The sequence below is a fragment of the Paramagnetospirillum magneticum AMB-1 genome (assembly GCF_000009985.1).
GTDB classification, from domain to species: domain Bacteria; phylum Pseudomonadota; class Alphaproteobacteria; order Rhodospirillales; family Magnetospirillaceae; genus Phaeospirillum; species Phaeospirillum magneticum.
The window spans coordinates 4,352,237-4,378,294 of record NC_007626.1 but is presented as its reverse complement, the minus strand read 5'-3'; the positions used below and the strand labels follow the sequence as shown (position 1 = coordinate 4,378,294).

Below are 26,058 nucleotides of genomic sequence, written 5' to 3'. Positions count from 1 at the left end.
CATGCCCCGGACGCTTCAACTGGTTCTCGACGACGATCTCGCCCGCCGGCTGGACCAGCGCCTGGCGGTCGAGGGTGGTGATGCGGCGGCGCTGCTGGACCGGGCGTTGCGCCACTTCCTCGATGTCGAGGACGACAGGGACGCCGCCCACCGGGCGGTGATCGCGGCGGCGGGGGAGGGCGAATTCGGCGCTCGCCCCGGCCTGTCCGCCGACCATGCCCGGGTCAGGCTCTGGCTGCTGGGCTGGGGGGGCGACGGAGAATCCGGCCCGCCCGGAAGCTGCTGAGATGATCCGCTGGTCCGATGCCGCCCTCACCGATCTGTTCCGGCTGCGCGGCGGCCTGGGCGGCGAGGCGGCCAAGCGCATCGGCCGCCTGATCGCCGATTCCGCCGATTGCCTGGCCGAGTTCCCCGAACGGGGACGTGAGGGAACGGCGCCCGGCACCCGCGAACTGCCGCTGCCCGGTCTGCCCTGGCGGCTGGTCTATCGGGCGGGCGCGGGCGGGGTGATGATTTTGCGGGTGATGTGAGCGGCCGTCGGGCTATCGCCCGAACCCATTTGGGGCGATGCCCCAAGCCCCCTTCGATTTTATGAATAAAATAGAGGGGGGCGGGGGCGCCCCGATCCGGTGTGGGCGGAAGCCCACTTGCATTGTCGCCAATGGACGGTGCCTATTTCATCCGCAGCGCCAGCGGCCCCAGTCCGACCACCACCGCCAGGGATGCGAAGGCCAGACCCCAGGCCAGGGACGAGTTTCCTCCGCCCGCCAGATCCAGCACCATGCCGAAGGCCAGGGGGCCGACGAATCCGGCGCCAAAGCCCAGCAGGGAGTGGATGGCGATGGTGGCGCCGCGCCGCTCGGGCTCGGCCGCCATCACCGCGCCGGTGGTTAAGGCCGCCGAATCGATCTGGATCAGCACGTTGTAGAGCAGCATCAGCCCGACGACGATGCCATAGGGCAGGCCGCCCAGAAAGCCGATCACCGCCGCCAGCAGGGCCGAGGACACCATGGCCAGGGCGCAGACCCGGCGGCGGTCGAAGCGGATGGCCAGATCGGCCCCGATCACGGATGACGCCATGGCCAGCAGGGCGCCGATGGTGGCGGCGGTGGTGGGAGACGGCCCGCCGGCCCCCGGCTGCGAGGCCAGCACCCAGGCGAGGAAGGCCACCATCCACGAGCGGGCGCCGAACAGCTCCCACACATGGGCGGCATAGCCCAGCACATAGCCCATGGCGGCGCGGTTGCGAAAGACCGGGCCGAAATCGAAGGGATTGACCGGCTGGGCCGGCGGAATGGGCTCGGCCTTCTCCAGTTGCGCCAGCACCAGGGCGAAGGCGGCCAGGGCGGCGACGCCGGCCAGGGCGAAGGCGGACTTCCAGCCCCAGAGTTCCGCCACGGCGCCGATGATCATGAACGAGCCGCTGGTGCCCAGGGAGAACGAGGCGGTGTAGAAGCTGATCCACCGGGCCTGCTTGGGTCCCCGGGTGCGGTCGACCAGGGCCTTCAGTCCGGGCATATAGGTCCCCGCCAGTCCCACTCCGGCCAGGAAGCGCAAGGCCAGGGCCGACCAGAATCCCTCCGCCGCCACGGCGTAGAGCAGGCAGGAGATCCCGGCCACCAGCGCGCCGCAGAGATAGACCCGCTTGGCATCCATGCGGTCGGTCAGGGTGGTCAGCACCGGCACCGCCAGGGTATAGCCGGCGAACAGCACCCCGGAAATCCACCCCGCCTCGGTATTGGATAGCCCCCATTCGGTCACGAAGGCGGGCAGCAGGGCAGGAAAGGCGAAGACGCCGACCATGGTCAGCACCTCCGCCGCGCACAGGCAAAAGACGGCCTTGGCGCCCAGGGAGGGGGCGCTACTCACCACAATGATCCATGACTTTCGGTTCGTATCAATTCAAGCATCGGGTGTATACCGTACAGTTAGGCGTTGGGGACGCCGTGCGGGCGCTGCCAGGTGACGAGGATACCTGTCATATGGCCTCGAACGAGATTGTTTCATGGGGGAACGAGAAGATCGAGTGGTCCGATGACCTTCTGCTTCAGGCAGAGCAGGACGACGAGGATCACCGCGAGATGTTCGCCCTGATGAACCGGGTGTTCTCGGCGGCCCGGCTGGGGGCGGACGTGGTGACCTCGGCGGTCGCCGATCTTTGCCTGTTCACCCGCGAGCATTTCACCCGCGAACAGCACAGCATGGAAAGCGCCGGCTATCCCGACTGCGAAGCCCATCGCTATGACCACGAATACCTGATCTTCCAACTGGACGTGCTGATCGACCGGCTGATGCTGTCGGGGCCGGAGCTGGTGGCGGAGGAACTGGTCGACCTGCTCAAGCGCTGGCTGTGTGACCACATCCTGACCTACGACTCGGCCTTCGTCGAATTCCTGCGCGAGCGGGGACGGGGGCGCGAGGTGGCGTGATCATTGCGCCGCGCCCGACGGCGGATGGGACGAGAACACTTCCTTGGCCGCGAAGAGGGCGTTCAGCGCGGCGGGAAAGCCGGCATAGACGGCGATCTGCATGAGGATTTCGACGATCTCGTCTCGCGTGACGCCGACATTAAGGGCCGCCGTGATGTGGACCTTGAGCTGGGGTTGGGCGTTGCCCAGGGCGGCCAGGGCCGCGATGGTGGCGATTTCGCGGCTTCTGAGGTCAAGGCCGGGACGGCTGTAGATATCGCCGAAAGGGAACTCGATCAGATAGCGGGCGAAATCCGGCGCGATATCGGCCAGTTGGGCCACGACCTTCTCGCCGGCCTCGCCGTCGATGGCTGACAGGGCGGCAAGGCCGCGCTGGTAACGGGTGTCATGGACCTGGGTCATGGCGGGTCTCCAGTGTGGCGTAGTGATGAATCTTGGCATCCAGGTGGGCGAGGCTGGATTGCAGGTCGGCGATGCGCTGTCGCACCACCTGCCGGTGGGCCTCGAGCATTTGCCGCCGTTCGCCCAGGGTGGCCTCCCCCTGCTCGCGCAGGCGGGCATAGGCCAGCATCTGGCTGATGGGCATGCCGGTGACCTTCAGGCGCCCCAGGAATTCGATCCACGCCAGAATGGCCGGGTCGTAGTCCCGATGCCCCGAAGATGACCGGGGCGGACGGGGCAACAGGCCGATCTTTTCATACCAGCGCAAGGTGTCATGGCTGAGGCCGCTGCGGGCGGCCAGGTCTCCGATCTTCATGGGACGCCTCCTTCCCCTCCTTGCTACAACCTGGAGCCAACTCCAGGTCAAGGCTAAAGTGCCGAGTGTCAAATGTGAGACAGGTTGTCATCCTGAGCGCCGCGAAGGATCTTTCAGCCTGAAGCGGCGGGCGTCCTCGCGTGAAAGACCCTTCGCGGCGCTCAGGGTGACAGCCTGTTTCTGATTTCGCGCGCGATGGTCTAAACAGAAGGGGGGATGCGCGAAGGGACGAGTCCCTTCGCATTCTTTTCCTTCCTTCCACGTCCAAAACAAAAAGGGCGCCCCGAGGGACGCCCTTTCCGCAACGGGAACGAAAAAACTACGTGTGCAGCGGGCGGCCGTCCACGGCGAGGCAGGCTTCCTTGACCGCTTCGCCCAGGCCCGGATGGGCGTGGCAGGTGCGCGCGATGTCTTCCGACGCCGCGCCGAATTCCATGGCCAGGACCACTTCGGCGATGAGGTCGCCGGCATTGGGGCCGACGATGTGGGCGCCCAGGACCTTGTCGGTGGTGGCGCAGGCCAGCACCTTGACGAAGCCATCGACCTCGTTCATGGAGCGGGCCCGGCCGTTGGCGGTGAAGGGGAACTTGCCGGCCTTGTAGGCGATGCCTTCGGCCTTGAGCTGCTCTTCGGTCTTGCCGACGCTGGCCACTTCCGGCCAGGTGTAGACCACGGCCGGAATGGCCTCGTAGTTCACATGGCCGTGCTGACCGGCGAGGATCTCGGCGAGGGCGACGCCCTCTTCCTCGGCCTTGTGGGCCAGCATGGCGCCGCCGACCACGTCGCCGATGGCGTAGATGCCCGGCACGTTGGTGCGGAAGTGGCCGTCGATCTGGACGAAGCCGCGCTTGTCCAGCGCCACGCCGACCTTATCCAGGCCCAGGCCCTCGGTGTAGGGCTTGCGGCCGATGGCCACCAGGACGGAATCGGCCTCGATCTTCTCCGCGGCACCACCGGCGGCGGGCTCCACGGTGACGGTGGCGGTCTTGCCCTTCTTGGCGATGCCGGTGACCTTGGTGCCCAGCTTGAACTCCATGCCCTGCTTCGCCAAAAGGCGCTGCATCTGCTTGGAGACCTCGCCGTCGTTGAACGGCAGGATGCGGTCGAGGAATTCCACCACGGTGACCTTGGCGCCCAGGCGGCCCCAGACGGTGCCCAGTTCCAGGCCGATGACGCCGCCGCCGATGACCACCATGTGCTTGGGGGTCTTGGACAGGGCGAGGGCGCCGGTGGAGGAGATGATCACCTCCTCGTCGATCTCGACGCCGGGCAGCGGCGTGACGTCGGAGCCGGTGGCGATGACGATGTGCTTGGCGGCGACATTGGACTTGGCGCCGTCCTTGGCGGTGACTTCGATCTGGCCGGGCGCGGTGATGGCGCCGGCGCCGACGATGTAGGTCACCTTGTTCTTCTTGAACAGGAACTCGATGCCCTTGGTGTTATCGGACACCACCTTGTCCTTGTGGCCCATCATGCCGGCCACGTCCATCTCGACCTTGGCCACCTTGATGCCGAACGAGCCCAGCTCGTGCGCGGCGGCGTGGTAGTGGTGGGACGCGGTCAGCAGCGCCTTGGACGGGATGCAGCCGACGTTGAGGCAGGTGCCGCCCAGGCTGCCGCGCTTTTCGATGCAGGCGGTCTTCAGGCCCAGCTGGGCGGCGCGGATGGCGGCGACATAGCCGCCGGGGCCACCGCCGATGATGACGACGTCGAAGGAAGTATCGGACATGGATTGCGTCCTCGATCAGACTCCCTCCCTTGCCGCAGGCGGGGGAGGGTTGGGGAGGGGGCTTGGTCTCAAGGCGGGGGCAGCCCCCACCCCGGCCCTCCCCCGCCGGAGCGGGGGAGGGGGGAGACGGAGGAATTACATCTCCAGCAGGATGCGCTGCGGGTCCTCGATGCACTCCTTGACGCGCACCAGGAACGACACCGCCTCGCGGCCGTCGATGATGCGGTGGTCGTAGGAGAGCGCCAGATACATCATGGGGCGCGCCTTGATGGAGCCGTCGGGCATGACCATGGGGCGCTGCTGCACCTTGTGCATCCCCAGGATACCCGACTGGGGGGTATTGAGGATGGGGGTGCTCATCAGCGAGCCATAGACGCCGCCGTTGGAGATGGTGAAGGTGCCGCCCATCAGGTCTTCCATGGACAGCTTGCCATCGCGGGCCTTCTTGCCCAGGTTGGCGATGCCCTGCTCGACGCCGGCGAAGGACAGCTGGTCGGCCCCGCGCAGCACCGGTACCACCAGGCCCTGGGGGGTGCCCACGGCCACGCCGATGTCGTAGTACTTCTTGTAGACCAGATCGTCGCCGTCGATCTCGGCATTGACCGCCGGCCAATCCTTGAGCGCGGCGACGCAGGCCTTCACGAAGAAGGACATGAAGCCCAGCTTGGTGCCGTGGCGCTTCTCGAACTGGTCCTTGTACTGGTTCCTGACGTCGAACAGCGCCGTCATGTCCACCTCGTTGAAGGTGGTCAGCATGGCGGCGGTGTTCTGGGCCTCCTTCAGGCGGCCGGCGATGGTCTTGCGCAGGCGGGTCATCTTGACCCGCTCTTCCTGGTCGGCCTTGGCACGCGGGCCCGAGGGGGCGGCGGGCTTGGGGGCCGGGGCGGCCGGAGCCGGAGCGGCGGCGGCGGCCAGCACGTCACCCTTGGTCACCCGCCCGTCCTTGCCGGTGCCGCTGATGGCGGCGGTGTCGATGCCGGCATCGGCGGCGATCTTTTTGGCCGAGGGCATGACGCCCGCGGCGGCCGGGGCGGCGGCCGGAGCCGGAGCGGCGGCCTTGGGGGCCGGGGCGGCGGCGGCACCGGCGGCGCCCAGGACGCCCAGCAGGGCACCCACTTCCACGGTGGCGCCGGCGGCGGCGACGATGTCGGTCAGCGTGCCGGCGGCGGGCGCGTTGACCTCGACGGTGACCTTGTCGGTTTCCAGTTCGACCAGGGGCTCATCGGCGCGGACGGCATCGCCCACATTCTTGAACCACTTGGCGATGGTGGCTTCGGTCACGGACTCGCCCAGGGTGGGCACCTTGATTTCGGTGGTCATTTTTGTGGTTTCCCCTTTCTAGGCGGTCAGACGGGAGAGCTTGGAAGCGCGGCGGAACGGCTGGGGCAGGGTGACCAGCTCGCCGGTCAGCGCCATGCCGGTAATCCATTCCTGTTCGGCCACGTGGGTCTTGTACAGGCCGGTGGCGGGCGACGCGGCGGCGCGGCGACCGCAATACAGGGCCTTCTTCGCCTTGATATCCAGTTCCTCGCAGATGAACTCGATACGGCGGTCGACGAAGGTCCACGGACCCATATTGGCCGGCTCTTCCTGCACCCACAGCAACTCGGCGTTGGGATAGCGGGCCAGCTGGGCCTTGATGGTGTCCTTGGGCCAGGGATAAAGCTGCTCGACGCGGATGATGGCCACGTCCTTGAGGCCGCGCTTGGTGCGCTCTTCCAGCAGGTCGTAATAGACCTTGCCCGAGCACAGCAGCACGCGGCGGATCTTGGCATCGGCCACCAGGGTCTCGGTCTCGGGCAGCACGCGGCGGAAGCGCGAGCCGGTGACCAGATCGTCCAGCTTGGAGACGCACAGCTTGTGACGCAGAAGGCTCTTCGGCGTCATGATGATCAGCGGCTTGCGGAAGTTGCGGCGCAGCTGACGCCGCAGCGCGTGGAAGTAGTTGGCCGGCGTGGTGATGTTGCAGACCTGCCAGTTGTCCTCGCCCGAGAGCTGGAGATAGCGCTCCCAGCGGGCGGAGGAGTGCTCCGGCCCCTGGCCCTCATAGCCGTGGGGCAGCAGCATCACCAGACCCGACATGCGCAGCCACTTGGACTCGCCCGAGTTGATGAACTGGTCGATGATCACCTGGGCGCCGTTGGCGAAATCGCCGAACTGGCCTTCCCACAGGGTCAGCGTGTTGGGCTCGGCCTGGGAATAGCCGTATTCGAAGCCCAGCACCGCCTCTTCCGACAGCGGCGAGTCCATGACCTCGAAATAGGCCTGGTTGCCGGGGCGGATGTGGTTGAGGGGCTCGACGCGGTCCTCGGTCTCCTGGTCGGTCAGGCGGCAGTGACGCTGCGAGAAGGTGCCGCGTCCGCAATCCTGGCCCGACAGGCGGACACCGTTGCCCTCGATCAGCAGGGTGCCGAAGGCCAGGGCCTCGGCGGTGGCCCAGTCGATGCCCTCGCCCTTGTCCATCATCTCCTTCTTGGCCTGGAGCTGGCGGACGATCTTCTTGTTGACGTTGAAGCCCTCGGGGGTGCGTGCCAGCGCGTGCCCGACTTCCTTGAGGATATCGGCGGCCACGCCGGTCTTCTCCTCGCGGAACTCTTCTTCCTCGGCCAGCTGGGCCAGGCCCTGCCACTTGCCTTCCAGCCAGTCGGCCTTGTTGACCTTGAAGCTCTTGGCCGCTTCGTAGTCCTGCTCGAGGCGGGCCTGGAAGTTGGCGAAGATGGCGTCGGCGTCATAGCGCGACAGCGTCCCCTCGGCCACCAGCTTCTCCATGTAAATGGCCCGCGTGGTGGGGTGGGAGGCGATCTTGCGGTACATCTGCGGCTGGGTGAAGGCCGGTTCGTCCGACTCGTTGTGGCCGTGACGGCGATAGCAGACCATGTCGATCACCACGTCGGCGCCGAATTCCTGGCGGTATTCGGTGGCGATGCGGGCCACGTGCACCACGGCTTCGGGGTCATCGCCGTTGACGTGGAACACCGGAGCCTGGAAGCCCTTGGCCACGTCCGACGAATGGGGACCGGAGCGCGAATACTGCGGCGCCGTGGTGAAGCCGATCTGGTTGTTGATGATGATGTGCATGGTGCCGCCGGTGGCATAGCCCTTGAGCTGCGACAGCAGCATGGTCTCCGGCACCACGCCCTGACCCGCGAAGGCGGCGTCGCCGTGCAGGATGATGCCCATCACCCGCTTGCGCTCGGTGTCGCCGAACTGGGTCTGCTTGGCGCGCACCTTGCCGACCACCAGGGGGCCGACCACTTCCAGGTGCGAGGGGTTGGGCATCAGCGACAGGTGGACGGTCTTGCCGTCGAAATCCCGGTCGGCCGAGGTGCCCAGGTGGTACTTCACGTCGCCCGAGCCCTGAACGTCTTCCGGGTTGGCGGCGTTGCCCTGGAACTCGGAGAAGATGGCCTGGTAGGGCTTCTTCATGAAATTGGCCAGGACGTTGAGACGGCCGCGGTGGGCCATGCCCATCACCACCTCGTCGACGCCCAGCTGCGAGCCGCGCTTGAGGATCTGCTCCAGCGCCGGAATGACGCTTTCGCCGCCCTCAAGGCCGAAGCGCTTGGTGCCGGTGTACTTCATCTGCAGGAAGCGCTCGAAGCCCTCGGCCTCGGTCAGGCGCTCCAGGATGGCGGTCTTGCCGCGCGCGGTAAAGTCGGTGCGGTTGTGGATGGACTCGATGCGCTTCTGAATCCAGGCCTTCTGATCGGGGTCCTGGATGTGCATGAACTCCACGCCGATCCTGGCGCAATAGGTCTCCTGCACGATGCGCACGATGGTCCGCAGCGAGGCGCTTTCCAGCCCCAGCACATGGTCGATGAAGATCTCGCGGTCGAGATCGGCATCGGTGAAGCCGTAGGTGCGGTAATCCAGCTCGGGATGCTGCTCGGGCTTGGACAGGCCCAGCGGGTCCAGCTGCGCCATCAGGTGACCGCGCACGCGATACGAGCGGATCAGCATCAGGGCGCGGATCGAGTCGATCTGGCCCTGGCGGATGGCGGCGGGATCGGCGGCCGGGGCGGCGGCGCCCTTTCCGGCATCCTTGCCGCCCTTCTTGGCGGCGGCCGCGGCGGCGGCGGCGGCCTCGGGGTCGACGGCGCCGATGATCTTGAGGTCGCGTCTGGCGCTGGCGGTGCCCTTGAAGTCCTGCACCAACTGCGAGCCGTCGTCCTTCAGGTCCTGGAAGAAGGACACCCACGAGGAATCGACCGAAGCCGGATCCTCCAGATAGCGGGTATAAAGCTCGGCGATGAAGACGGCGTTGCCACCGCTCAGAAAGGACGATTCGTCGAACTGCTTTGTCATGTTCGGGATTCGACGCAGGTTCTAGCCCGCGTCCCTTTCGTGCTTGGGCCGGGCGGCGCCGCCGGGTGCCGCTCTGTCTACGGCGCAAACTATATTTTTATTATTATTTAAAACGGTCCGACGCACCGGCGGTCCGGCGCTCCGGCGATGCGCCGGACCATTCGGTACTAGTTGGATCAGCCCTTGAGGAGCTTCACCATGGTCGAGCCCAGCGAAGCGGGCGAGTCAGCAACGGCGATGCCGGCGGACTTCAGGGCTTCCACCTTGAAGTCGGCGGTATCGTTGCCGCCCGAGATCACCGCGCCGGCATGGCCCATGCGGCGGCCGGGAGGAGCGGTGCGGCCAGCGATGAAACCGACGGTCGGCTTCTTGATCTTGGAGCGCTTCAGCAGCTCGGCGCCCTGGACCTCGGCGTCGCCGCCGATTTCGCCGATCATGATGATCGCCTGGGTCTCGGGGTCGGCCAGGAAGAGCTCCAGGCTGTCGACGAAGTTGGTGCCGTTGATGGGGTCACCGCCGATGCCGATGCAGGTGGTCTGGCCCAGGCCGGTGGCGGTGGTCTGAGCGACCGCCTCGTAGGTCAGGGTGCCGGAGCGCGACACGATGCCGATCTTGCCACGCATGTGGATGTGGCCGGGCATGATGCCGATCTTGCACTCGCCGGGAGTGATGACGCCGGGGCAGTTCGGCCCGATCAGGCGGGTCTTGGAGCCCTGCAGGGCGCGCTTGACGGCCAGCATGTCGGCCACCGGGATACCCTCGGTGATGCAGACGGCCAGCTCGATCTCGGCGTCGATGGCTTCCAGGATGGCGTCGGCGGCGAAGGGCGGCGGCACGTAGATCACGGACGCGTTGCAGCCGGTCTTGGCCTTGGCCTCGGCGACGGTGTTGAACACCGGCAGGTCGAGATGGGTGGTGCCGCCCTTACCGGGGGTGACGCCACCGACCATCTTGGTGCCATAGGCGATGGCCTGCTCGGAGTGGAAGGTGCCCTGGGCGCCAGTGAAGCCCTGGCAGATCACCTTCGTGTTGGAATTAACGAGAACGGCCATTTTTATGCAGCCTCCTTCACGGCCTTCACCACCTTCTCGGCGGCATCGGCAAGATTGTCGGCGGCAATGATCGGCAGGCCCGACTGAGCCATGATCTTCTTGCCCAACTCGACGTTGGTGCCTTCCAGACGAACGACCAGCGGGACGTTCAGCGAAACTTCGCGGGCAGCGGCGACAACGCCCTCGGCGATGACGTCGCAACGCATGATGCCGCCGAAGATGTTGACCAGGATGCCTTCGACGTTGGGATCCGAGAGGATCAGCTTGAAGGCGGTGGTCACGCGCTCCTTGGTGGCGCCGCCGCCGACATCGAGGAAGTTGGCCGGCTCGGCGCCGTACAGCTTGATGATGTCCATGGTGGCCATGGCGAGGCCGGCACCGTTGACCATGCAGCCGATCTGGCCGTCCAGCTTGATGTAGTTCAGGCTGTGGCGGGCGGCTTCGAGCTCGGCCGGGTCTTCCTCGGACTCGTCACGCAGCTCTTCGATGTCCTTGTGACGGAACAGCGCGTTGTCGTCGAAGTTCACCTTGGCGTCGAGAGCGATCAGCTCGCCGGCGCCGGTGACCACCAGCGGGTTGATCTCGACGATGGAGCAATCCAGGTCCATGAAGGCCTTGTACAGCGCGCCGACGAACTTGACGCAGGTGTTGACCTGCTTGCCCTCGAGGCCGAGACCGAAGGCGATCTGGCGGCCGTGATACTGCTGGAAGCCCTCGACCGGATCGATGGCGACCTTCAGGATCTTTTCCGGGTGGTTGTGGGCCACTTCCTCGATCTCCATGCCGCCCTCGGTGGAGGCGACGATGGTGACGCGGCAGGTGGCGCGGTCGACCAGCATGGACAGGTACAGCTCGCGCTTGATGTCGCAGCCCTGCTCGATGTAGACGCGCTTGACTTCCTTACCGGCCGGGCCGGTCTGCTTGGTGATCAGAACCTGACCCAGCATCTGGTCGACGTTGGTCTTGACCTCTTCCACGGACTTGGCGACGCGGACGCCGCCCTTGCCATTGGGGTCGTTCTTGAAGCGGCCGGCGCCGCGGCCACCAGCGTGGATCTGCGACTTCACGACCCACACCGGGCCGCCCAGGTCCTTGGCAACCTGCACCGCCTCGTCGGGGGTGTAGGCGACGCCGCCCTTGAGCACGGCGACGCCGTACTTGGCCAGCACCTGCTTGCCCTGATACTCATGAATATTCATCGGGTCTTGCTCCCCTTGAGTGTCTTGTCGATTAGCCCATCAGGCCCTTGGCGACCTTGACCAGGCCGCGAACGGCGTCGGCCGACTTGTTGAACTCGGCCTGCTCGGCGGCGTTCAGCTCGATCTCGACGATGCGCTCCACGCCGCCTTCGCCGATCACCACCGGCACGCCGACGAACACGTCGTCGGGCTGGCCGTAGGTGCCGCCCTTGACCAGGGTGGCGACGGGCAGGACGCGCTTCTTGTCCTTCAGGAAGGCTTCGGCCATGGCCACGCCGGAGGCGGCGGGGGCGTAGTAGGCCGAGCCGGTCTTCAGCAGGTTGACGATCTCGGCGCCGCCGTCACGGGTGCGCTGCACGATCTGGTCGAGCTTCTCCTGGGTGGTCCAGCCCATCTTCACCAGGTCGGGCAGCGGAATGCCGGCGACGGTGGAGTAACGGACCAGCGGGACCATGGTGTCGCCGTGGCCGCCCAGCACGAAGGCGGTGACGTCCTCGACCGAGACGTTGAACTCTTCGCACAGGAAGGTGCGGAAGCGGGCCGAATCCAGCACGCCGGCCATGCCGACGATCATGTTGGCGGGCACGCCCGAATAGTGCTGCAGCGCCCAGACCATCACGTCCAGCGGATTGGTGATGCAGATCACGAAGGCGCCGGGGCAGTTCTTCTTGATGCCTTCGCCGACGGCGGCCATGACCTTGAGGTTGATGCCGACCAGATCGTCGCGGCTCATGCCGGGCTTGCGCGGCACGCCGGCGGTGACGATGACCACGTCGGCGCCAGCGATGGCGGAGTAGTCGTTGGCACCGGAATAGCGGCAGTCCACGCCCTCGACCGGGGTGGACTCGAGGATGTCGAGACCCTTGCCCTGGGGGATGCCCTCGGCGATGTCGAACATGACGACATCACCCAGTTCCTTGAGGCCGATCAGGTGGGCGAGCGTGCCGCCGATGTTGCCGGACCCTACGAGAGCGATCTTCTTGCGTGCCATGGATGGAGTTCCCTCGAAATCGTGAGATGGTTCTAGACGAACGGGTGGGGCGCGCCGCTGCGCGCAAAACTGGCCTGGGGGGCTTAGGTAACGCGATTCGCGCCCAAGGGCAAGCGGATTGGCATGCAGCCCATGCAAAGCGGCTCCGCCGGGAAACCGTGGGATTTCCGTACACTGGCCTCAAAGCGGTACGACCAATGCCGTAATGCTTTGGACTCGTTATAGGAAAGCCTACCCGGAGGGGGTTGTTGGCTACCCTTGGGGGTGGGCTTGGCCGTGGTGCGGCGCAACCGCCGTCCTACCCCAGATGCTCCCGCATCACGTAATCCTCGGCCTGCATTTCCATCAGGCGCGAGACGGTGCGCTGGAACTCGAAGGCGCCGACGCCTTCGGGGTAGAGCGTTTCCGGCGGGGCGGCCGCCGAGCAGATCAGGGTCACCTTGTGCTCGTACAGCGCGTCCACCAGGGTGACGAAGCGCCGCGCCTCGTCCTTGTTGGCGGGCGACAGCAGGGGGATGTCCGACAGCACCAGGGTGTGATAGCGCCCGGCCAGGGCGAGATAGTCGCTGGGACCCAGCGCCGTGCCGCAGAGCTGAGAAAATGAGAAGCGGGCCACGCCGGCGCCGGCCAGGGGCACGCGCAACTGGCGGCCATTGACCTCAATGGTGTGGGGATTGGTGCTGGTGCCCTCGGTCAGGCGGGCGAAGGCCAGTTCCAGGGCGTTCTCCGCCTCCTCGCTCAGCGGCGCGTGGTAGACCTGCAGGCCGCGCTTGCGGCCCAGGCGGTAGTCGCGCTCGGAGTTCAGCTCCAGGATGTCGAGCTTGTCTTCGATCAGCTTGATGAAGGGGACGAAGCGGTCGCGCTGCAGCCCGTCCTTGTACAGGTCCCTGGGATGGCGGTTCGAGGTGATCACCACCACCACGCCGTCGTCCATCAGGCATTTGAACAGTCGCCCGACGATCATGGCGTCGGCGATGTCGGTGACCTGGAGTTCGTCGAGACAGAGCAGCCAGGCCTCCGACGCGATGGAGCGGGCCAGCTTGGGGATGGGGTCGGCATCACCGCGCGACGGCGTCTGGCGCCATTTGTGGATGTCGCGGTGGATGTCGCGCATGAATTCGTGGAAGTGCACGCGCTTCTTGCCGGGGATGGAGGCGGTGTGGAAGAACAGGTCCATCAGCATGGACTTGCCGCGTCCCACCTCGCCGAAGATGTACAGGCCATGCTTGGGCGCCGCCTGGGTGGCGAGGTCGCCGGCGCCCCAGGTCCAGGAGGAGCCGGGTGCCGCCTTCTTCAGGCCGAAGCGGGCCAGCCAGCCGGTCTCGCCCAGGGCGGGGCGATAGCGCGCCAGGGCGTGGTGAAGGCTTTGCAGCTTCTCCATGGCCAGTTCCTGGGCGACGTCGGGTCGCACCTCGCCGCTGGCGACCTTGGCGCGGTAGGCAAACAGGGGGCCTTCGCCCATGGTTCCCCTAAGCTCCTGAAATGAAGCGGGCGGGAGTTTCCTCCCGCCCGGTCATGGATGGCCGCAGGCTCAGCCGTCGGCGTTGATCTTGGCGATGATGTCGGAGAGCGCTTTGTCGCAGACCGAATTGTCCACCTGGCAGGTGCCGGCGTTCATGTGGCCGCCGCCGCCGTATTTCAGGCACAGCTCGCCCACATTGGTCTTGGACGAGCGGTTGACGATGGACTTGCCGATGGCGAAGACGGTGTTCTGCTTCTTCACGCCCCACAGCTCGTGGATGGAGATGTTGGTCTCCGGATAGAGCGCGTAGATCATGAAGCGGTTGCCGGCGTAGATGGTCTCCTCGCCGCGCAGGTCCAGCACCACCAGGTTCTTGTGAACGGTGGAGCAGCGCTTGATCTGTTCCTTGAACTTGTCGGCGTGCTCGAAATAGATGTCGGTCCGTTCCTTGACGTCGGGCAGGGCCAGGATCTCGTCGATGTTGTGGTTCCGGCAGTAATCGATCAGGTCCATCATCAGCTGGTAGTTGGACACCCGGAACTCGCGGAAACGGCCCAGGCCGGTGCGGGCGTCCATGATGTAGTTCAGCAGGGTCCAGCCGGTGGGGTCGAGGATCTCCTCAAGCGAGTACTGGGCGGAATCGCCCTGGTCCACCGCCGCCATCATCTCGTCCCACGAGGCGGGGAACACCTTGGCGCCGCCGTAATAGTTATAGACCACACGGGCCGCCGAGGGGGCCTCGGCCTCGATGATGTGGTTTTCCTTCTTGCCCACCCGGATGGTCTCGGACAGGTGATGGTCGAAGGCGATATGGACACCCTCCACATAGGGCAGGTTGGTGGTGATGTCCTTCGGCCCGATCTCGATGATGCCATCCTGCATGTCCTTGGGGTGGACAAACTTAATGTCGTCGATGAGATCGAGCTGCTTCAGCAGGACCGCGCAGACCAGACCGTCGAAGTCGCTGCGGGTAACCAGCCGGAATTTCTTGCCGTCGGACATAGACCTACTCCTCTTTCCCGCCCCAGGGGGAGATGCCATTTCCCCGAGAATAGCCCCGAGCGGGTCCAGGGGCAACGTCCCAGGCGCAGGAATGTTTCCAAAACCTGGACTTTGGTTTAAACATTGGGGCCGCCCCACCGGTTTTTACGGGTCTCGCAGATGCTTGCCTTTCGCAGTGCCGCTCTCATTGTCGCCCTGGCCGTGCTTGGGGGGTGCTCCTCGGGGAATGCCTTCGTCGACCGGCATGAGATGGACCGCTCGGTCAAGAAGCAGAAGCTGCCCGGCTACGATGGGCAGGTCACCGTCTGTTATGAGGGCGACACGCCCCGGGCGGAGCGCGACCGCCTGGCGGCCGAGGCCTGCGAGGTCTACGGCCTGAAGGCGGTTCTGGTCACCGAGAGGCGGTGGCAGTGCCGTATGACGGCCCCCCATCTGGCCTCCTACTATTGCTTCGACCCCGAGATGCGCATGGCCGACGGCCACTTGGTGAACCCCTTCTCCAATGCCCAGGTCAAGGCGTGGCAAACCGAGCGGCGGATACGCAGCCCGCAGGGCGAGGAATAGAATTCAGCAGAGGGCAAGTCATGAAAAAGGGGCGGTTCCCGCGGGAACCGCCCCTTTTCCGTTCATGCCATGAAAGGCCGCGTCAGACGCGGCGCTCCATGATCTTTTCCTTGATCGCACCGATGGCCTTGGCCGGGTTGAGGCCCTTGGGACAAGTCTTGGTGCAGTTCATGATGGTGTGGCAGCGATACAGCTTGAAGGGGTCTTCAAGGTCGTCCAGACGCTCGCCGGTCATCTCATCGCGGGAGTCGAGAATCCAGCGGGCGGCCTGCAGCAGCACCGACGGGCCGAGATAGCGGTCGCCGTTCCACCAGTAGCTGGGGCAGCTGGTCTGGCAGCAGAAGCACAGGATGCATTCCCACAGCCCGTCGAGCTTCTCGCGCTCTTCCGGGCTCTGCAGACGCTCGCCGTCGGGCGGCGGAGCGGTCTGGGTCTGCATCCAGGGCTTGATGGAGGCCAGCTGGGCGTAGGGCAGGGTCAGGTCGGGGATCAGGTCCTTGACCACCGGCATGTGCGGCAGCGGATAGATGGCCGCCTCACCCTTGATGTCCTCGATGGGCTTGAGGCAGGCCAGGGTATTGGTGCCGTCGATGTTCATGGCGCACGACCCGCAGATGCCTTCGCGGCACGAACGGCGGAAGGTCAAGGTCGAGTCGATCTCGTTCTTGATCTTCAGCAGGGCGTCCAGGACCATGGGGCCGCAAGCGTCGAGATCGATCTCGTAGCTGTCCAGCCGCGGGTTGGCGTTGGCATCGGGGTCGTAGCGGTAGATCTTGAAGACCTTGACGTTCTTGGCGCCGACGGCCTTGTAGACCTTGCCGGGCTGGACCCGCGAATTGGGGGGCAGGGCGAATTCAACCATGTGCGTTCTCCTAACCCTTCCTTAGTACACGCGCTTCTGCGGCTTGATGTACTCGACCTCGTCGGTGAGCGTGTAGGTGTGCACCGGACGGTAGTCCAGCTTCACCTTGCCGTTCTCGACCCAGGCCAGCGAGTGCTTCTGCCAGTTGACGTCGTCGCGGTCGGGATAATCCTCGTGGGCGTGGGCGCCGCGGCTTTCGTGCCGGGCTTCCGCCGACACGATGGTGGCCAGGGCGCAATCCATCAGATTCTCCAGCTCCAGCGCCTCGACCAGATCCGAGTTCCACACGGTGGAGCGGTCGTTGATCTTGAGCTGGGGCAGGGTCGACGCGACCTGATCCATCTTGGCGCAGCCCTCGGCCAGCGACTTGGAGGTGCGGAACACCGCCGCGTCCATCTGCATGGTCTTCTGCATGGCGAGACGGATCTCGCTGGTATGCATGGAGCCGTTGGCATTGCGCAGACGATCGAAACGCGACAGGGCCAGGTCGCTGCCGTCCTTGGGCAGCGGCTTGTGGGCGGTGCCGGGCTTCATGGTCTCGGCGGCGCGCAGGGCGCAGGCGCGGCCGAACACCACGATGTCCAGCAGCGAGTTGGTGCCCAGGCGGTTGGCGCCGTGCACCGAGACGCAGGCCGCCTCGCCGATGGCCATCAGGCCCTCGACGGTGGCGTCGGGGTTCTCGGCGGTGGGGCGCAGGACCTCGCCGTACACGTTGGTGGGGATACCGCCCATGTTGTAGTGCACGGTCGGCAGCACCGGGATCGGCTCCTTGGTCACGTCCACGCCGGCGAAGATCTTCGCCGTCTCGGAAATGCCCGGCAGGCGCAGTTCCAGGGTCTCGGCCCCCAGATGCTCCAGGTGCAGGAAGATGTGGTCGTGTTCCTTGCCCACGCCGCGGCCTTCGCGGATTTCCATGGTCATGGCGCGCGAGACGACGTCACGCGAGGCCAGGTCCTTGGCGGTGGGGGCATAGCGCTCCATGAAGCGCTCGCCGGCGGAGTTGGTGACGTAGCCGCCTTCACCGCGGGCACCCTCGGTGATCAGGCAGCCCGAGCCGTAGATGCCGGTGGGGTGGAACTGCACAAACTCCATGTCCTGCAGCGGCAGGCCGGCGCGGGCGACCAGGCCGTGGCCGTCGCCGGTGCAGGTGTGCGCCGAGGTGCACGAGAAGAAGGCGCGGCCGTAACCGCCCGAGGCCAGCACGACCTTATGGGCGCGGAAGCGGTGCAGGGTGCCGTCGTCCAGGTTCCAGGCGACGACGCCGCGACAGGCGCCGTTCTCCATGATCAGGTCGATGGCGAAGTACTCGATGAAGAACTCGCACTGGTGCTTCAGGCACTGGGAGTACAGCGTGTGCAGGATGGCATGCCCGGTGCGGTCGGCGGCGGCGCAGGCGCGCTGCACCGGCTTCTCGCCGAAATTGGACATGTGGCCGCCGAACGGGCGCTGGTAGATCTTGCCTTCGGGCGTGCGCGAGAAGGGCACGCCGAAATGCTCCAGCTCATGCACCGCCGGCACGGCCTCGCGGCACATGTACTCGATGGCATCCTGGTCGCCCAGCCAGTCCGACCCCTTGACGGTGTCGTACATGTGCCACTTCCAGTTATCCTCGGCCATGTTGCCCAGGCTGGCGCCGATGCCGCCCTGGGCGGCCACGGTGTGCGAGCGGGTGGGGAACACCTTGGTGATGCAGGCGGTCTTGAAGCCGGCCTGACCCATGCCCATGGTGGCGCGCAGGCCGGCGCCGCCGGCACCGACAACCACCACGTCATAGGTGTGGTCGATAATCTTGTAGGCAGCCATGGCGTCAGGCTCCAATCGCGACTTTGAGGATCGACACCGTCATGAAGACGGCGAGGAAGGCGATGATCAGCTTGGACCCGACCAGGGCCGCGATCTTCTTGCACTCGCAGCTGACGTAGTCCTCGATCACCACCTGCAGGCCCAGCTGGGCGTGGTACAGCACGGTCAGCACGGTCAGCAGCAGCAGCGAGGAATTGCCGGGCTTGGCCATCCACGCCTTGAAGGTGGCGTAGTCTGCGTGCGACAGGCCGATCACGGAGACGGCGAACCACAGCGACAGGGGGATCAGGAAGATGGCGGTGACGCGCTGGGCGATCCAGTGGCCGGCGCCTTCCTTGGCGGAACCGAGGCCGCGGGCGCGGCCGACAGGGGATTCGAGGCTCATATGCGCTCTCCCGATTACAGGCCGAAGATCCAGGCCAGCACGGTCAGCGCGGCAGCGGCGCCCACGACCATGCGGCCCGACTTGTCGGCCTCGGCGATCTCGTAGCCACGGCCCTTGTCCCAGAACAGGTGACGGATGCCGTTGCACAGGTGATAGAACAGGGCCGCGGTCCAGCCGAACAGCACCAGCTTGCCCAGCCAAGAGCCGAGCACGGCCTGGGCGTGGCCATAGGCGACGGGGCCGTAGGCGGCCGAGGCCAGCCAATACGCCAGCACGACGGTGCCGACCGCGAGAGCCACGCCGGTGATGCGGTGGCTGATGGACAGGATGGCCGTGAACGGCATCCGATAAACCTGGATATGAGGCGAAAGCGGCCGGGTGCGCGTTGTCATGGCTAGAGCCCCTGAAATACGGACGACGAGGGCCTTGTGTCGGCCCTTTGCGGCGATGCGGTAGGTGTTTAGCCCCTCGAGGCCCCAGAGTCAACGATAGGAAACCACACTTTTCGGCAGGGCAGCCTACCCGGACGGAGTAGGGCTGAACACCGAGGTCGGCATGATACGGCCAAATGCCTGGGGTGAAGCGCTTTCTGGCGGACGGAGGAATTCGGAGGGGGACACGAGGGGACGAGGCCCCCCGCGTCCGTTCCGTCCTACTTCCGGCGCGGCATCAGCACGGTGTAGTCGAAGTCCAGCACCACCGCCGGGTCGAAGTCCTTGCCGTTTTCCGCCTTGAGGGGATGGGCGGCGCAAGGCTGGTTCTTGGTGGCGACCAGACGCAGGCGCAGCGCGCCCACGTCCTTGCGGCCGGGCACCTCGATCTTTTCCAGCACCTCGGTCCAGGCGTGGATGGTGTCGCCGGCGAAGGTCGGGTTGGTGTGCCGCCCGCCGTTGATGGCGACGATCTTGAAGGCGTTGCCCAACCCGTTGAAGGACAGGGCGCGGGCCAGGCTGATGATGTGGCCGCCATAGATCAGGCGGCGGCCGAAGCGGCCCTGGCCCTCGGTGTACTGGTTGAAGTGCACCTTGGCGGTGTTCTGCCACAGGCGGGTGGCCATCATGTGCTCGGCTTCCTCGATGGTCATGCCGTCCACATGGTCGATCTTCTCGCCCGCCGCGTAGTCGTCCCACAGATGGGGGCTGCCGGCCAGGGTGGTGTCGTAGGCGCCGAGGGTGAGGCTTTCCGGAATCACCAGATCGGCGGCGGCGACGGCGCCGGGCAGGTCGGGAACGGTTTCCTCGGGCGCCGGGGCGCTGACGTCGCGCTTCTTGACCATCACCCAGCGGACATACTCCACCACCATTTCCCGCAGCTGGTTGGTGCCCACCGAGCGGACATAGACCACGCCGGTCTGCTTGTTGGAGTTCTCCTTCAGGCCGATCACGGTCGACGTGGTGGTGATGGTGTCGCCGGGATAGACCATCTCGCCGAAGCGCCCCGCGGCATAGCCCAGATTGGCCACGGCGTTGAGGCTGATGTCGGGCACGGTCTTGCCGAACACCACGTGGAAGGCCAGCATGTCGTCGACGGGGGCGAGGTGGCCCATGCTTTCGGCGCCCAGGCCGATGGACTTGGCGAACTCGGCCGAGGAATTGACGGCGAAGCGCGAGCCGTAAAGGGCGGTGTACAGCGCCACGTCGCCCGAGGTGACGGTGCGCGGCGTGGCGTGGTTGATCACCTGGCCGAGGCGGAAGTCCTCGAAGAAGTTACCGGAATTGGTCTTGGTCATGATGATGGTCCTTTCATTGTCCCTCAAGCGCCGGGCGGGCGCCTGCGCACCCTTGGCTCCTCCGCTTGCGCTCCGGGGCGCTCAATGCGCCAGCGCCCGCTTCACGGGCTCGAGGTGCTCTCCGGTTGAGGATTATGCCTGAGCCATGGCCGCGATCTGGTCGGACAGCGCCACGATGCGCCGGGCGTTTTCCACGTGCAGGTTCTCGATCAGCTTGCCGTCGACCACCACCACGCCCTTGCCGGCGGCACTGGCTTCGGCATGGGCGGCGATGATCTTCTTCGACCACTCGATCTCCTTCTCCGCCGGGGCGAAGACCCGGTTGGCGGTCTCGATGGTCTTGGGATGGATCAGGGTCTTGCCGTCGAAGCCCAATTCCAGTCCCTGCTGGCAGGAATAGGCGAAGCCCTCGTCGTCGTTGAGGTCGAGATAGACGCCGTCCAGGGCGGCCAGCCCATAGGCCCTGGCCGCCAGCAGGCACAGCCCCAGGCTGGTGATCATGGGCAGGCGGTCGCGGGTATGGGCGCAATGCAGGTCCTTGGCCAGATCCGAGGTGCCCATGACGAAGCCGCCCATGCGGGGGCTGGAGCCGGCGATCTCCTCGGCCTTCAGCATGCCGCGCGGTGTTTCCATCATGCACCAGATGGCCATGTCGGCGGGCGCGCCGTTGGCGACCATGATGGCTTCGACCTGACGCACCGTGTCGGCGCTTTCCACCTTGGGGATCAGCACGGCGTGGGTGCCGGACGAGGCGGCGGCGGCCACGTCGGCCTGGCCCCAGGGGGTGGCGAGCGAGTTGACGCGGATCAGCAGTTCGCGGGCGCCGTAGCCGCCGGCCTTGACCGCGTCCACCACCTGGGAGCGGGCCACGTCCTTGGCGTCGGGGGCGACGGCGTCTTCCAGGTCGAGGATCAGCCCGTCGGCGGGGAGCGTGCGGGCTTTTTCCAGGGTGCGCGGATTGGAGCCGGGCATGTAGAGGACGGAACGGCGGGGCCGCGCGGTGGTCGCCATGGACGAAACTCCCGAAAATGACAAAAGGCGGGGCAGACTACCCGAAGGCCCGGTTGCGGCGCAACATTGCATCGTCTATACCGGCCGCGACATGAAGATTCTTTCTTTCCAGTCGGCGGTGACCTTCGGCCATGTGGGCAATTCCGCCGCCCTGTTCGCCCTGCAGCGCCTGGGGCTGGACGCCTGTCCGGTGGATACGGTGCAGTTCTCCAACCATCCCGGCCACGGAGCCTGGCGTGGCCGCGCGCTTCCGGCCGAAGCCCTGGGCGAGATGGTCGACGGGCTGGAGGGGGCCGGATTGCTGGACGCTTTCGGCGCGGTGCTGTCGGGCTATCTCGGCCAGGCCGGAACCGGCGACGTGGTGGCCGGGGCGGTGCGCCGTCTGCGGCGCCTGCGTCCGGACGCCCTGTATCTCTGCGACCCGGTGATGGGCGACGAGGGGCGGCTTTACGTCGATGCCGGCATTCCCGAGATTTTCGCCCGGACCCTGTTGCCCCTGGCCGATCTGGCCACCCCCAACCGGTTCGAGCTGGGATTGCTGACCGGTCGGTCGATCAACGACGTGGCGGATGCCTTGGCGGCGTCGCACGTGCTGATGGCGGGCGGAGTCAAGGCGGTGGTGACCACCAGCCTGCCGGCGGGGGATGGCCTGATCGGCTGTCTGGCGGTGGACGGCCAGGGCGCATGGCTGGTGCGCACGCCCCTGCTGCCCTTTGCCACGCCGCCCAATGGCGGCGGCGACACCTTGTCGGCGCTGCTGCTCGGCCATGTCCTCAAGGGACGGGCCTTGCCTGAGGCGCTGTCCCTGGCGGTGTCCAGCCTGTTCGGCATTCTGGAGGCGACGCGGAGCCGGGGCGGGCGGGAGATGGCCCTGGTGGCGGGGCAGGACGAGATCGCCCTGCCCACTACGCTCTTTCCGCCTCTGCCGGTTTAGGTCTTCGCCGGAATCGACGTGGCTGTCGCCGTCGCCGTGGTGACAGCCGGAGCGGGCGGAGCCGCCGCGGCCACGGACGCGGTTGCCGAACGCAGCTTCTTCAGCAGGTCGAACCAGAACGGCGCTCCCAGCATGGAGGCGGCGGCGGTGCACAGCCAGCCGGGAACCATGGTGAGGAGGAGCAGGCCTCCCCCGTCCGCCCTGACGGCGGCGATGCGCTCGGGGGTCCAGCCCACGGGAAAGCCGCCGGCCGCCAACTGCTTCATCGCCTTGAAGGCATCGGCATCGACGCCCTGCACCCCGGCCAGTTGCCCGACCAGGTCGGGGCTGGCCCAGATGCCCCGGGCGACATGCAGGGCGTCGACGTTGAGCAGGGCGGCCAGAAGCGCGGCGATGCCCAGGCTGATCAGCCTGATCCTGCGGCCATAGGCCTCGCTCAGATGGGTCATGGCGTTCTCGAACCACCCGGAAAGCTCGGTCTCCAGCTTGACCAGATCGCCGTTGGCCTGGGCGTAGAGCGAGGTCAGCAATTCCTTGATCTGGGGATCGGTCACCGTGGCGATGGTCTTGTCCAGCTCCAGCGGCGTCAGCCCCTGCTTCAACTGGGCCGACTGGATCAGCGCCAGGGCGAATTTGCGGGGCTCGATGGTGGCGGGAAGCTTGGAACTGCCGATGGCCGCGCCCGGCTCCACCGGGAGCACCAGGGGGGTGATCTGGGGATGGTTCATGACCAGCCCGGCCAACCCCTTGCCGGCGGGATCGTTCAGCAGGTTCCTCACCGCGTCCGACAGGGATTTGCCGGCGGTGTTGAAGAACGCCGTGATGGCCGAGGTGGTGCCGCTCACCACCAGGGCCATCAGCGCGAAGATGGCGATCAGGCCGATCGCCACGTTGATGACGGGACCCAGGAACATGGTTCATCCTCCCCGATTCTGATTTCGAGCACGACAAATGCCCCCTTATTTCCAATGCGAGAAAAAATATCAGCGAACATCTCCATTTGGAATGTAAAATCGGCGTGCGCATCCATAGGCTGTGTCGACCTTTGTTGCGCACCTAAGAACAATCCCGAGTCGGGGCTCCTGCCTGTTGCCTGGGGGCGGGTTTTGGTCTTTTCTGGCACTCCGTTTCGCCCCTAAAGGTGCCTTGTGGACCCCGTCATCTCGTTCCTGCGTGGAATCGCCATCGGCTTCGCCATCGCCGCACCCATCGGGCCGGTGGGCATCCTGTGCATCAGGAAGGCCCTGGCCGACGGACGGCTGGCGGCTTTTGTCGCCGGGCTGGGGGCGGCCTGCGCCGATACCCTGTTCGGCGCGGCGGCGGCCTTCGGCATCGGCGCGGTGATGAGCTTCATCGACGGCCAGATGGTGGTGCTCAAAGTGGTGGGAGGCCTGTTCATGCTGGGATTGGGGCTTCACACCTGGCGCTCGGCCGCCGTGTCGGTGGAGGCCGAGCCGGGCCAGGGTCCCGGCATGCTCCGCGACTTCCTGTCCACCTTCGCCATCACCATTACCAATCCCGGCACCATCTTCGGGGTGGCGGGGGTCTTCGCCGCCCTCGGCCCCATGGGGCGGCCGGGCGTCGGCCTGCCCACCGGCCTGCTGGTGGCGGGAATCTTCGGCGGCTCGGCCCTGTGGTGGCTGACCCTGTCGGGCCTGGCCTCGGCGGCGCGCAACCGCTTCACCCCCGAACGCATGCGGCTCTTCAACCACCTGTCCGGCGCCATGCTGATGGTGTTCGGCGTGGCGGCCCTGGGCAGCCTATTGCTGTAGGCGGCGCCGCAGCAGAATCTCGCTCATGCCCGCCTGAACCAGCCCGTCCAGCCCCGTCACCTCGACAAAGCCGTGGCGGGCATAGAAGGCGCGGGCGGGGGCGTTGAAGTCGGAGACGCAGGCCCAGAGGTTGGGGGCGAGTTCGGCGGCGCTTTTGGCCGCCCAGTCCATCACCGTGCCGCCCAGGCCGTGGCCCTGGAACGCGGGCAGGATGGCGAACAGCTCGACATAGGGGCCGCGCAGCCAGGGCGAGCGCAGCGCCAGCAGGCCGGCGGGCGCGTCGCCGTGTTCGACCACCCAGCGGCTTAGCGCCCCGTCGTCGCGGCCGAGATAGCGCTCCAGCGCCGCTTCGCCATAGCCGAGGCGGGCCCAGGGGTCCATGGCGGCCAGGGTCTGGGCCAGGGGGCGGGCGTCCTCGCTTTCCAGCGGGCGCAGCCGACAGCCGTCCAGGGCGATGGCGGTCACGGCAGGACCTCGTCCAGGGACGCGAAGCGATAGCCCCGGCGGCGCAGCTCGGCCAGAATGGCGGGCAGGGCGGGGCCGGTGGCGGGGGCTCGCTGGTTGACGTGGAAGATCAGGATGGAGCCGGGCCGGGTCTTGGACAGCACCCAGTCCTTCAGGTGCCCGGGCGTCACGCCCCTGGCCGGGTCGCCCGAGGCGAAGGTCCAGTGCACCACCTTGTGGCCGGTGGCCTCGACCGTGGCCAGGGTGGCGGCGTCGTAATTGCCGGCGGGAAAGCGGAAGAAGCGGGGCTTGCGTCCGGTGGCGGCCTGAATGGCCTCGTCGGCCTCGGCGACTTGACGGCGGACGGCATCGGCGTCCAGGCGTTCCATGTGCTGGGGGTGGTCGAGGGAGTGGTTCTCGACCCGTACCAGGGGGCTGGCGGCCAGGGCTTTCAGTTCTGCGGCGTTGCGCCGGGCGAACAGGCCGCTGGCGAAGATGGTGACGGGCACCTTCTCGGCCTCCAGAACCTTCAGGATGGAGGCGTCGAGATAGGCGGGCGCGCCCTTGGCCTCGCAGGCGTCGAAGGTCAGCGCCACCACCTTGTCGGCGGTGGGGAGGCGCTCGATCACCTCGGCCCGGACCGGGGCGGCGAGGAGGAGGAGAAATGCGACAGCCGCCATTGAGGCGGCGGCCAAGTGGTCGGAGGGCCGCGCCCGGCGAGGGGCAAACAATGCCGCCATTGAGGCGGCGGCCAAGCGGTCGGAGGGCCGCGCCCGGCGAGGGGCAAACAATGCCGCCATTGAGGCGGCGGCCAAGCGGCCGGAGGGCCGCGCCCGGCGAGGGGCAAAGATCAAGCTAGAAATCCGGATTGGCATAGTGCCGGGGCGGCGGCAGGCCGGGCAGGTGGTCGGCCAGCAGGACGCGGAAGCTGGGGCGCGACTTGACGCGGGCGTACCAGTCCTTGGCCGGGGCATGCTGGTCCCAGGGCACGTCGCCCAGGTAGTCCACGGCGGAGATCTGGGCGGCGGCGGCGATGTCGGCCAGGGTGAAGGCGCCTCCCGCCAGATAGCCGTGCCGCTCGGTCAGGGTGCCGAGATAATCGAGATGCCGGTGAATATTGCCGAAGCCGGCGCGGATGCGGCGCGAATCGGGTTCGTTGCGTCCTGATTCCAGGCGCTTGAAGACCTTCTCGCCCACCAGATGGTCGGTGACCTCGGCATGGAACTTCTGGCCGAACCAGGCGACCAGACGGCGGACCTCGGCGCGGGCCAGGGGCTCGGCGGGCAGCAGCGGCGTCTCGCGGCTGGTCTCTTCCAGGTACTCGACGATAGCGGTGGCGTCGGCCAGGGCGGCGCCGTCCTCTTCGACCAGCACGGGCAGCACGCCCGCCGGATTGAGGGCGAGGAATTCGGGGCGGCGTTCCCAGGTCTTTTCGATCTGGGGCTCGAAGTCCAGCTTCTTCTCGGCGAGCACGATGCGCACCAGGCGCGAGAACGGGCAGAGCGGGTGGTGGTAAAGGGTCCTCATGCCCCTCTTTTACAGCTTTTCCCGTGGCGAGAACAGGGGGTGGCAGCATCGTATGAATATTTCTTAAACGAATTTTGCCGTGTGGCAGCCTTGACGGCAGC

The 26,058-nt window shown here is 66.5% G+C and carries 27 protein-coding genes; 6 read left to right on the top strand and 21 right to left on the bottom strand.

The annotated features are described in order from the left end of the window. Position 1 precedes the first annotated feature (1 nt). Together AMB_RS20080 and AMB_RS20075 are read left to right on the top strand one after the other, a co-directional pair. Positions 2-286, top strand: a complete 285-nt coding sequence (locus AMB_RS20080; RefSeq protein ID WP_231848906.1) for a transcriptional regulator — start codon at positions 2-4, stop codon at positions 284-286. 1 nt (position 287) lies between these two features. Beyond that, positions 288-530 carry a type II toxin-antitoxin system RelE/ParE family toxin gene (locus AMB_RS20075; protein WP_043745362.1) on the top strand — a complete coding sequence of 81 codons (243 nt, stop codon included), beginning with the start codon at positions 288-290 and terminating at the stop codon, positions 528-530. A gap of 142 nt (positions 531-672) precedes the next feature. Here AMB_RS20075 and AMB_RS20070 read toward each other — a convergent pair whose 3' ends face one another. Then, a complete protein-coding gene (locus tag AMB_RS20070; protein WP_197531967.1) occupies positions 673-1,869 on the bottom strand; it encodes an MFS transporter in 1,197 nt (398 codons plus the stop codon). Positions 1,870-1,982: 113 nt separating this feature from the next. Between AMB_RS20070 and AMB_RS20065 the strand changes: the two genes are divergently transcribed. Beyond that, positions 1,983-2,429: a bacteriohemerythrin gene (locus AMB_RS20065; protein ID WP_011386320.1), complete on the top strand. Its 447-nt coding sequence runs from the start codon at positions 1,983-1,985 to the stop codon at positions 2,427-2,429. Here the strand turns inward: AMB_RS20065 and AMB_RS20060 are convergent, their stop codons facing one another. From AMB_RS20060 to AMB_RS20015, 10 genes are all read right to left on the bottom strand, one after another. Then, the gene (locus AMB_RS20060; RefSeq protein WP_011386319.1) at positions 2,430-2,831 is read right to left on the bottom strand and encodes a carboxymuconolactone decarboxylase family protein; all 402 of its coding nucleotides are present in this window, start codon (positions 2,829-2,831) and stop codon (positions 2,430-2,432) included. After that, the gene (locus tag AMB_RS20055) at positions 2,815-3,186 is read right to left on the bottom strand and encodes a MerR family transcriptional regulator (protein ID WP_011386318.1); all 372 of its coding nucleotides are present in this window, start codon (positions 3,184-3,186) and stop codon (positions 2,815-2,817) included. Before AMB_RS20055 ends, AMB_RS20060 begins: the two co-directional genes overlap by 17 nt. A 319-nt stretch (positions 3,187-3,505) precedes the next feature. Beyond that, positions 3,506-4,915, bottom strand: a complete 1,410-nt coding sequence (gene lpdA / locus AMB_RS20050; protein ID WP_011386317.1) for a dihydrolipoyl dehydrogenase — start codon at positions 4,913-4,915, stop codon at positions 3,506-3,508. 135 nt (positions 4,916-5,050) lie between these two features. Continuing rightward, the gene (odhB, locus tag AMB_RS20045; protein WP_011386316.1) at positions 5,051-6,235 is read right to left on the bottom strand and encodes a 2-oxoglutarate dehydrogenase complex dihydrolipoyllysine-residue succinyltransferase; all 1,185 of its coding nucleotides are present in this window, start codon (positions 6,233-6,235) and stop codon (positions 5,051-5,053) included. An 18-nt stretch (positions 6,236-6,253) separates the two neighbouring features. Continuing rightward, the gene (locus tag AMB_RS20040; RefSeq protein ID WP_011386315.1) at positions 6,254-9,220 is read right to left on the bottom strand and encodes a 2-oxoglutarate dehydrogenase E1 component; all 2,967 of its coding nucleotides are present in this window, start codon (positions 9,218-9,220) and stop codon (positions 6,254-6,256) included. A gap of 176 nt (positions 9,221-9,396) precedes the next feature. After that, positions 9,397-10,272 (bottom strand): succinate--CoA ligase subunit alpha, encoded by an 876-nt coding sequence (sucD, locus tag AMB_RS20035; protein WP_011386313.1) that lies wholly within the window; start codon positions 10,270-10,272, stop codon positions 9,397-9,399. A 2-nt stretch (positions 10,273-10,274) separates the two neighbouring features. Further along, the gene (gene sucC / locus AMB_RS20030; protein ID WP_011386312.1) at positions 10,275-11,471 is read right to left on the bottom strand and encodes an ADP-forming succinate--CoA ligase subunit beta; all 1,197 of its coding nucleotides are present in this window, start codon (positions 11,469-11,471) and stop codon (positions 10,275-10,277) included. Positions 11,472-11,502: 31 nt separating this feature from the next. Beyond that, complete coding sequence (gene mdh / locus AMB_RS20025) at positions 11,503-12,462, bottom strand: malate dehydrogenase (RefSeq protein ID WP_011386311.1); 960 nt, start codon at positions 12,460-12,462, stop codon at positions 11,503-11,505. Positions 12,463-12,760: 298 nt separating this feature from the next. After that, positions 12,761-13,924, bottom strand: coding sequence for a cell division protein ZapE (zapE, locus tag AMB_RS20020; protein ID WP_011386310.1), 1,164 nt, complete (start codon positions 13,922-13,924; stop codon positions 12,761-12,763). Between the two features lie 69 nt (positions 13,925-13,993). After that, a complete protein-coding gene (locus AMB_RS20015) occupies positions 13,994-14,926 on the bottom strand; it encodes an exopolyphosphatase (protein ID WP_011386309.1) in 933 nt (310 codons plus the stop codon). A 159-nt stretch (positions 14,927-15,085) separates the two neighbouring features. On the opposite strand from AMB_RS20015, the gene AMB_RS20010 reads away from it, so the two are divergent. After that, on the top strand, positions 15,086-15,490 hold the full coding sequence (locus AMB_RS20010; protein ID WP_011386308.1) for a hypothetical protein: 405 nt from the start codon (positions 15,086-15,088) through the stop codon (positions 15,488-15,490). 82 nt (positions 15,491-15,572) lie between these two features. Here the strand turns inward: AMB_RS20010 and AMB_RS20005 are convergent, their stop codons facing one another. The 6 genes from AMB_RS20005 to AMB_RS19980 form a co-directional block, all read right to left on the bottom strand. Further along, entirely contained in the window at positions 15,573-16,352 is a 780-nt protein-coding gene (locus tag AMB_RS20005) for a succinate dehydrogenase iron-sulfur subunit (RefSeq protein WP_011386307.1), read from the bottom strand. 21 nt (positions 16,353-16,373) lie between these two features. Next, the gene (gene sdhA / locus AMB_RS20000) at positions 16,374-18,155 is read right to left on the bottom strand and encodes a succinate dehydrogenase flavoprotein subunit (protein ID WP_011386306.1); all 1,782 of its coding nucleotides are present in this window, start codon (positions 18,153-18,155) and stop codon (positions 16,374-16,376) included. 4 nt (positions 18,156-18,159) lie between these two features. Beyond that, entirely contained in the window at positions 18,160-18,540 is a 381-nt protein-coding gene (gene sdhD, locus AMB_RS19995) for a succinate dehydrogenase, hydrophobic membrane anchor protein (RefSeq protein ID WP_011386305.1), read from the bottom strand. A gap of 14 nt (positions 18,541-18,554) precedes the next feature. Then, positions 18,555-18,932: a succinate dehydrogenase, cytochrome b556 subunit gene (sdhC, locus tag AMB_RS19990; RefSeq protein WP_011386304.1), complete on the bottom strand. Its 378-nt coding sequence runs from the start codon at positions 18,930-18,932 to the stop codon at positions 18,555-18,557. A 260-nt stretch (positions 18,933-19,192) separates the two neighbouring features. After that, complete coding sequence (locus AMB_RS19985) at positions 19,193-20,269, bottom strand: MaoC family dehydratase (protein ID WP_043747080.1); 1,077 nt, start codon at positions 20,267-20,269, stop codon at positions 19,193-19,195. A 132-nt stretch (positions 20,270-20,401) separates the two neighbouring features. After that, positions 20,402-21,280, bottom strand: coding sequence for an HpcH/HpaI aldolase/citrate lyase family protein (locus AMB_RS19980; protein WP_011386303.1), 879 nt, complete (start codon positions 21,278-21,280; stop codon positions 20,402-20,404). Between the two features lie 91 nt (positions 21,281-21,371). On the opposite strand from AMB_RS19980, the gene pdxY reads away from it, so the two are divergent. Continuing rightward, positions 21,372-22,214 (top strand): pyridoxal kinase PdxY, encoded by an 843-nt coding sequence (pdxY, locus tag AMB_RS19975; RefSeq protein ID WP_043747078.1) that lies wholly within the window; start codon positions 21,372-21,374, stop codon positions 22,212-22,214. On the opposite strand, the gene AMB_RS19970 is transcribed toward pdxY, so the two are convergent. Next, positions 22,211-23,128: a hypothetical protein gene (locus AMB_RS19970; protein ID WP_011386301.1), complete on the bottom strand. Its 918-nt coding sequence runs from the start codon at positions 23,126-23,128 to the stop codon at positions 22,211-22,213. The two genes, pdxY and AMB_RS19970, sit on opposite strands and share 4 nt — an antisense overlap. 234 nt (positions 23,129-23,362) lie before the next feature. Between AMB_RS19970 and AMB_RS19965 the strand changes: the two genes are divergently transcribed. Continuing rightward, positions 23,363-23,986 carry a LysE family translocator gene (locus tag AMB_RS19965; protein ID WP_070108673.1) on the top strand — a complete coding sequence of 208 codons (624 nt, stop codon included), beginning with the start codon at positions 23,363-23,365 and terminating at the stop codon, positions 23,984-23,986. Here the strand turns inward: AMB_RS19965 and AMB_RS19960 are convergent. The 3 genes from AMB_RS19960 to AMB_RS19950 all read right to left on the bottom strand — a co-directional run bounded on the left by AMB_RS19960 (position 23,975) and on the right by AMB_RS19950 (position 25,957). Then, complete coding sequence (locus AMB_RS19960; protein WP_011386298.1) at positions 23,975-24,451, bottom strand: GNAT family N-acetyltransferase; 477 nt, start codon at positions 24,449-24,451, stop codon at positions 23,975-23,977. The two genes, AMB_RS19965 and AMB_RS19960, sit on opposite strands and share 12 nt — an antisense overlap. Beyond that, the gene (locus tag AMB_RS19955; RefSeq protein WP_043745359.1) at positions 24,448-25,110 is read right to left on the bottom strand and encodes a polysaccharide deacetylase family protein; all 663 of its coding nucleotides are present in this window, start codon (positions 25,108-25,110) and stop codon (positions 24,448-24,450) included. The genes AMB_RS19960 and AMB_RS19955 overlap by 4 nt, the downstream gene beginning before the upstream one ends. A 175-nt stretch (positions 25,111-25,285) precedes the next feature. Continuing rightward, positions 25,286-25,957: a glutathione S-transferase family protein gene (locus AMB_RS19950; protein WP_011386296.1), complete on the bottom strand. Its 672-nt coding sequence runs from the start codon at positions 25,955-25,957 to the stop codon at positions 25,286-25,288. Positions 25,958-26,058: the final 101 nt, after the last annotated feature.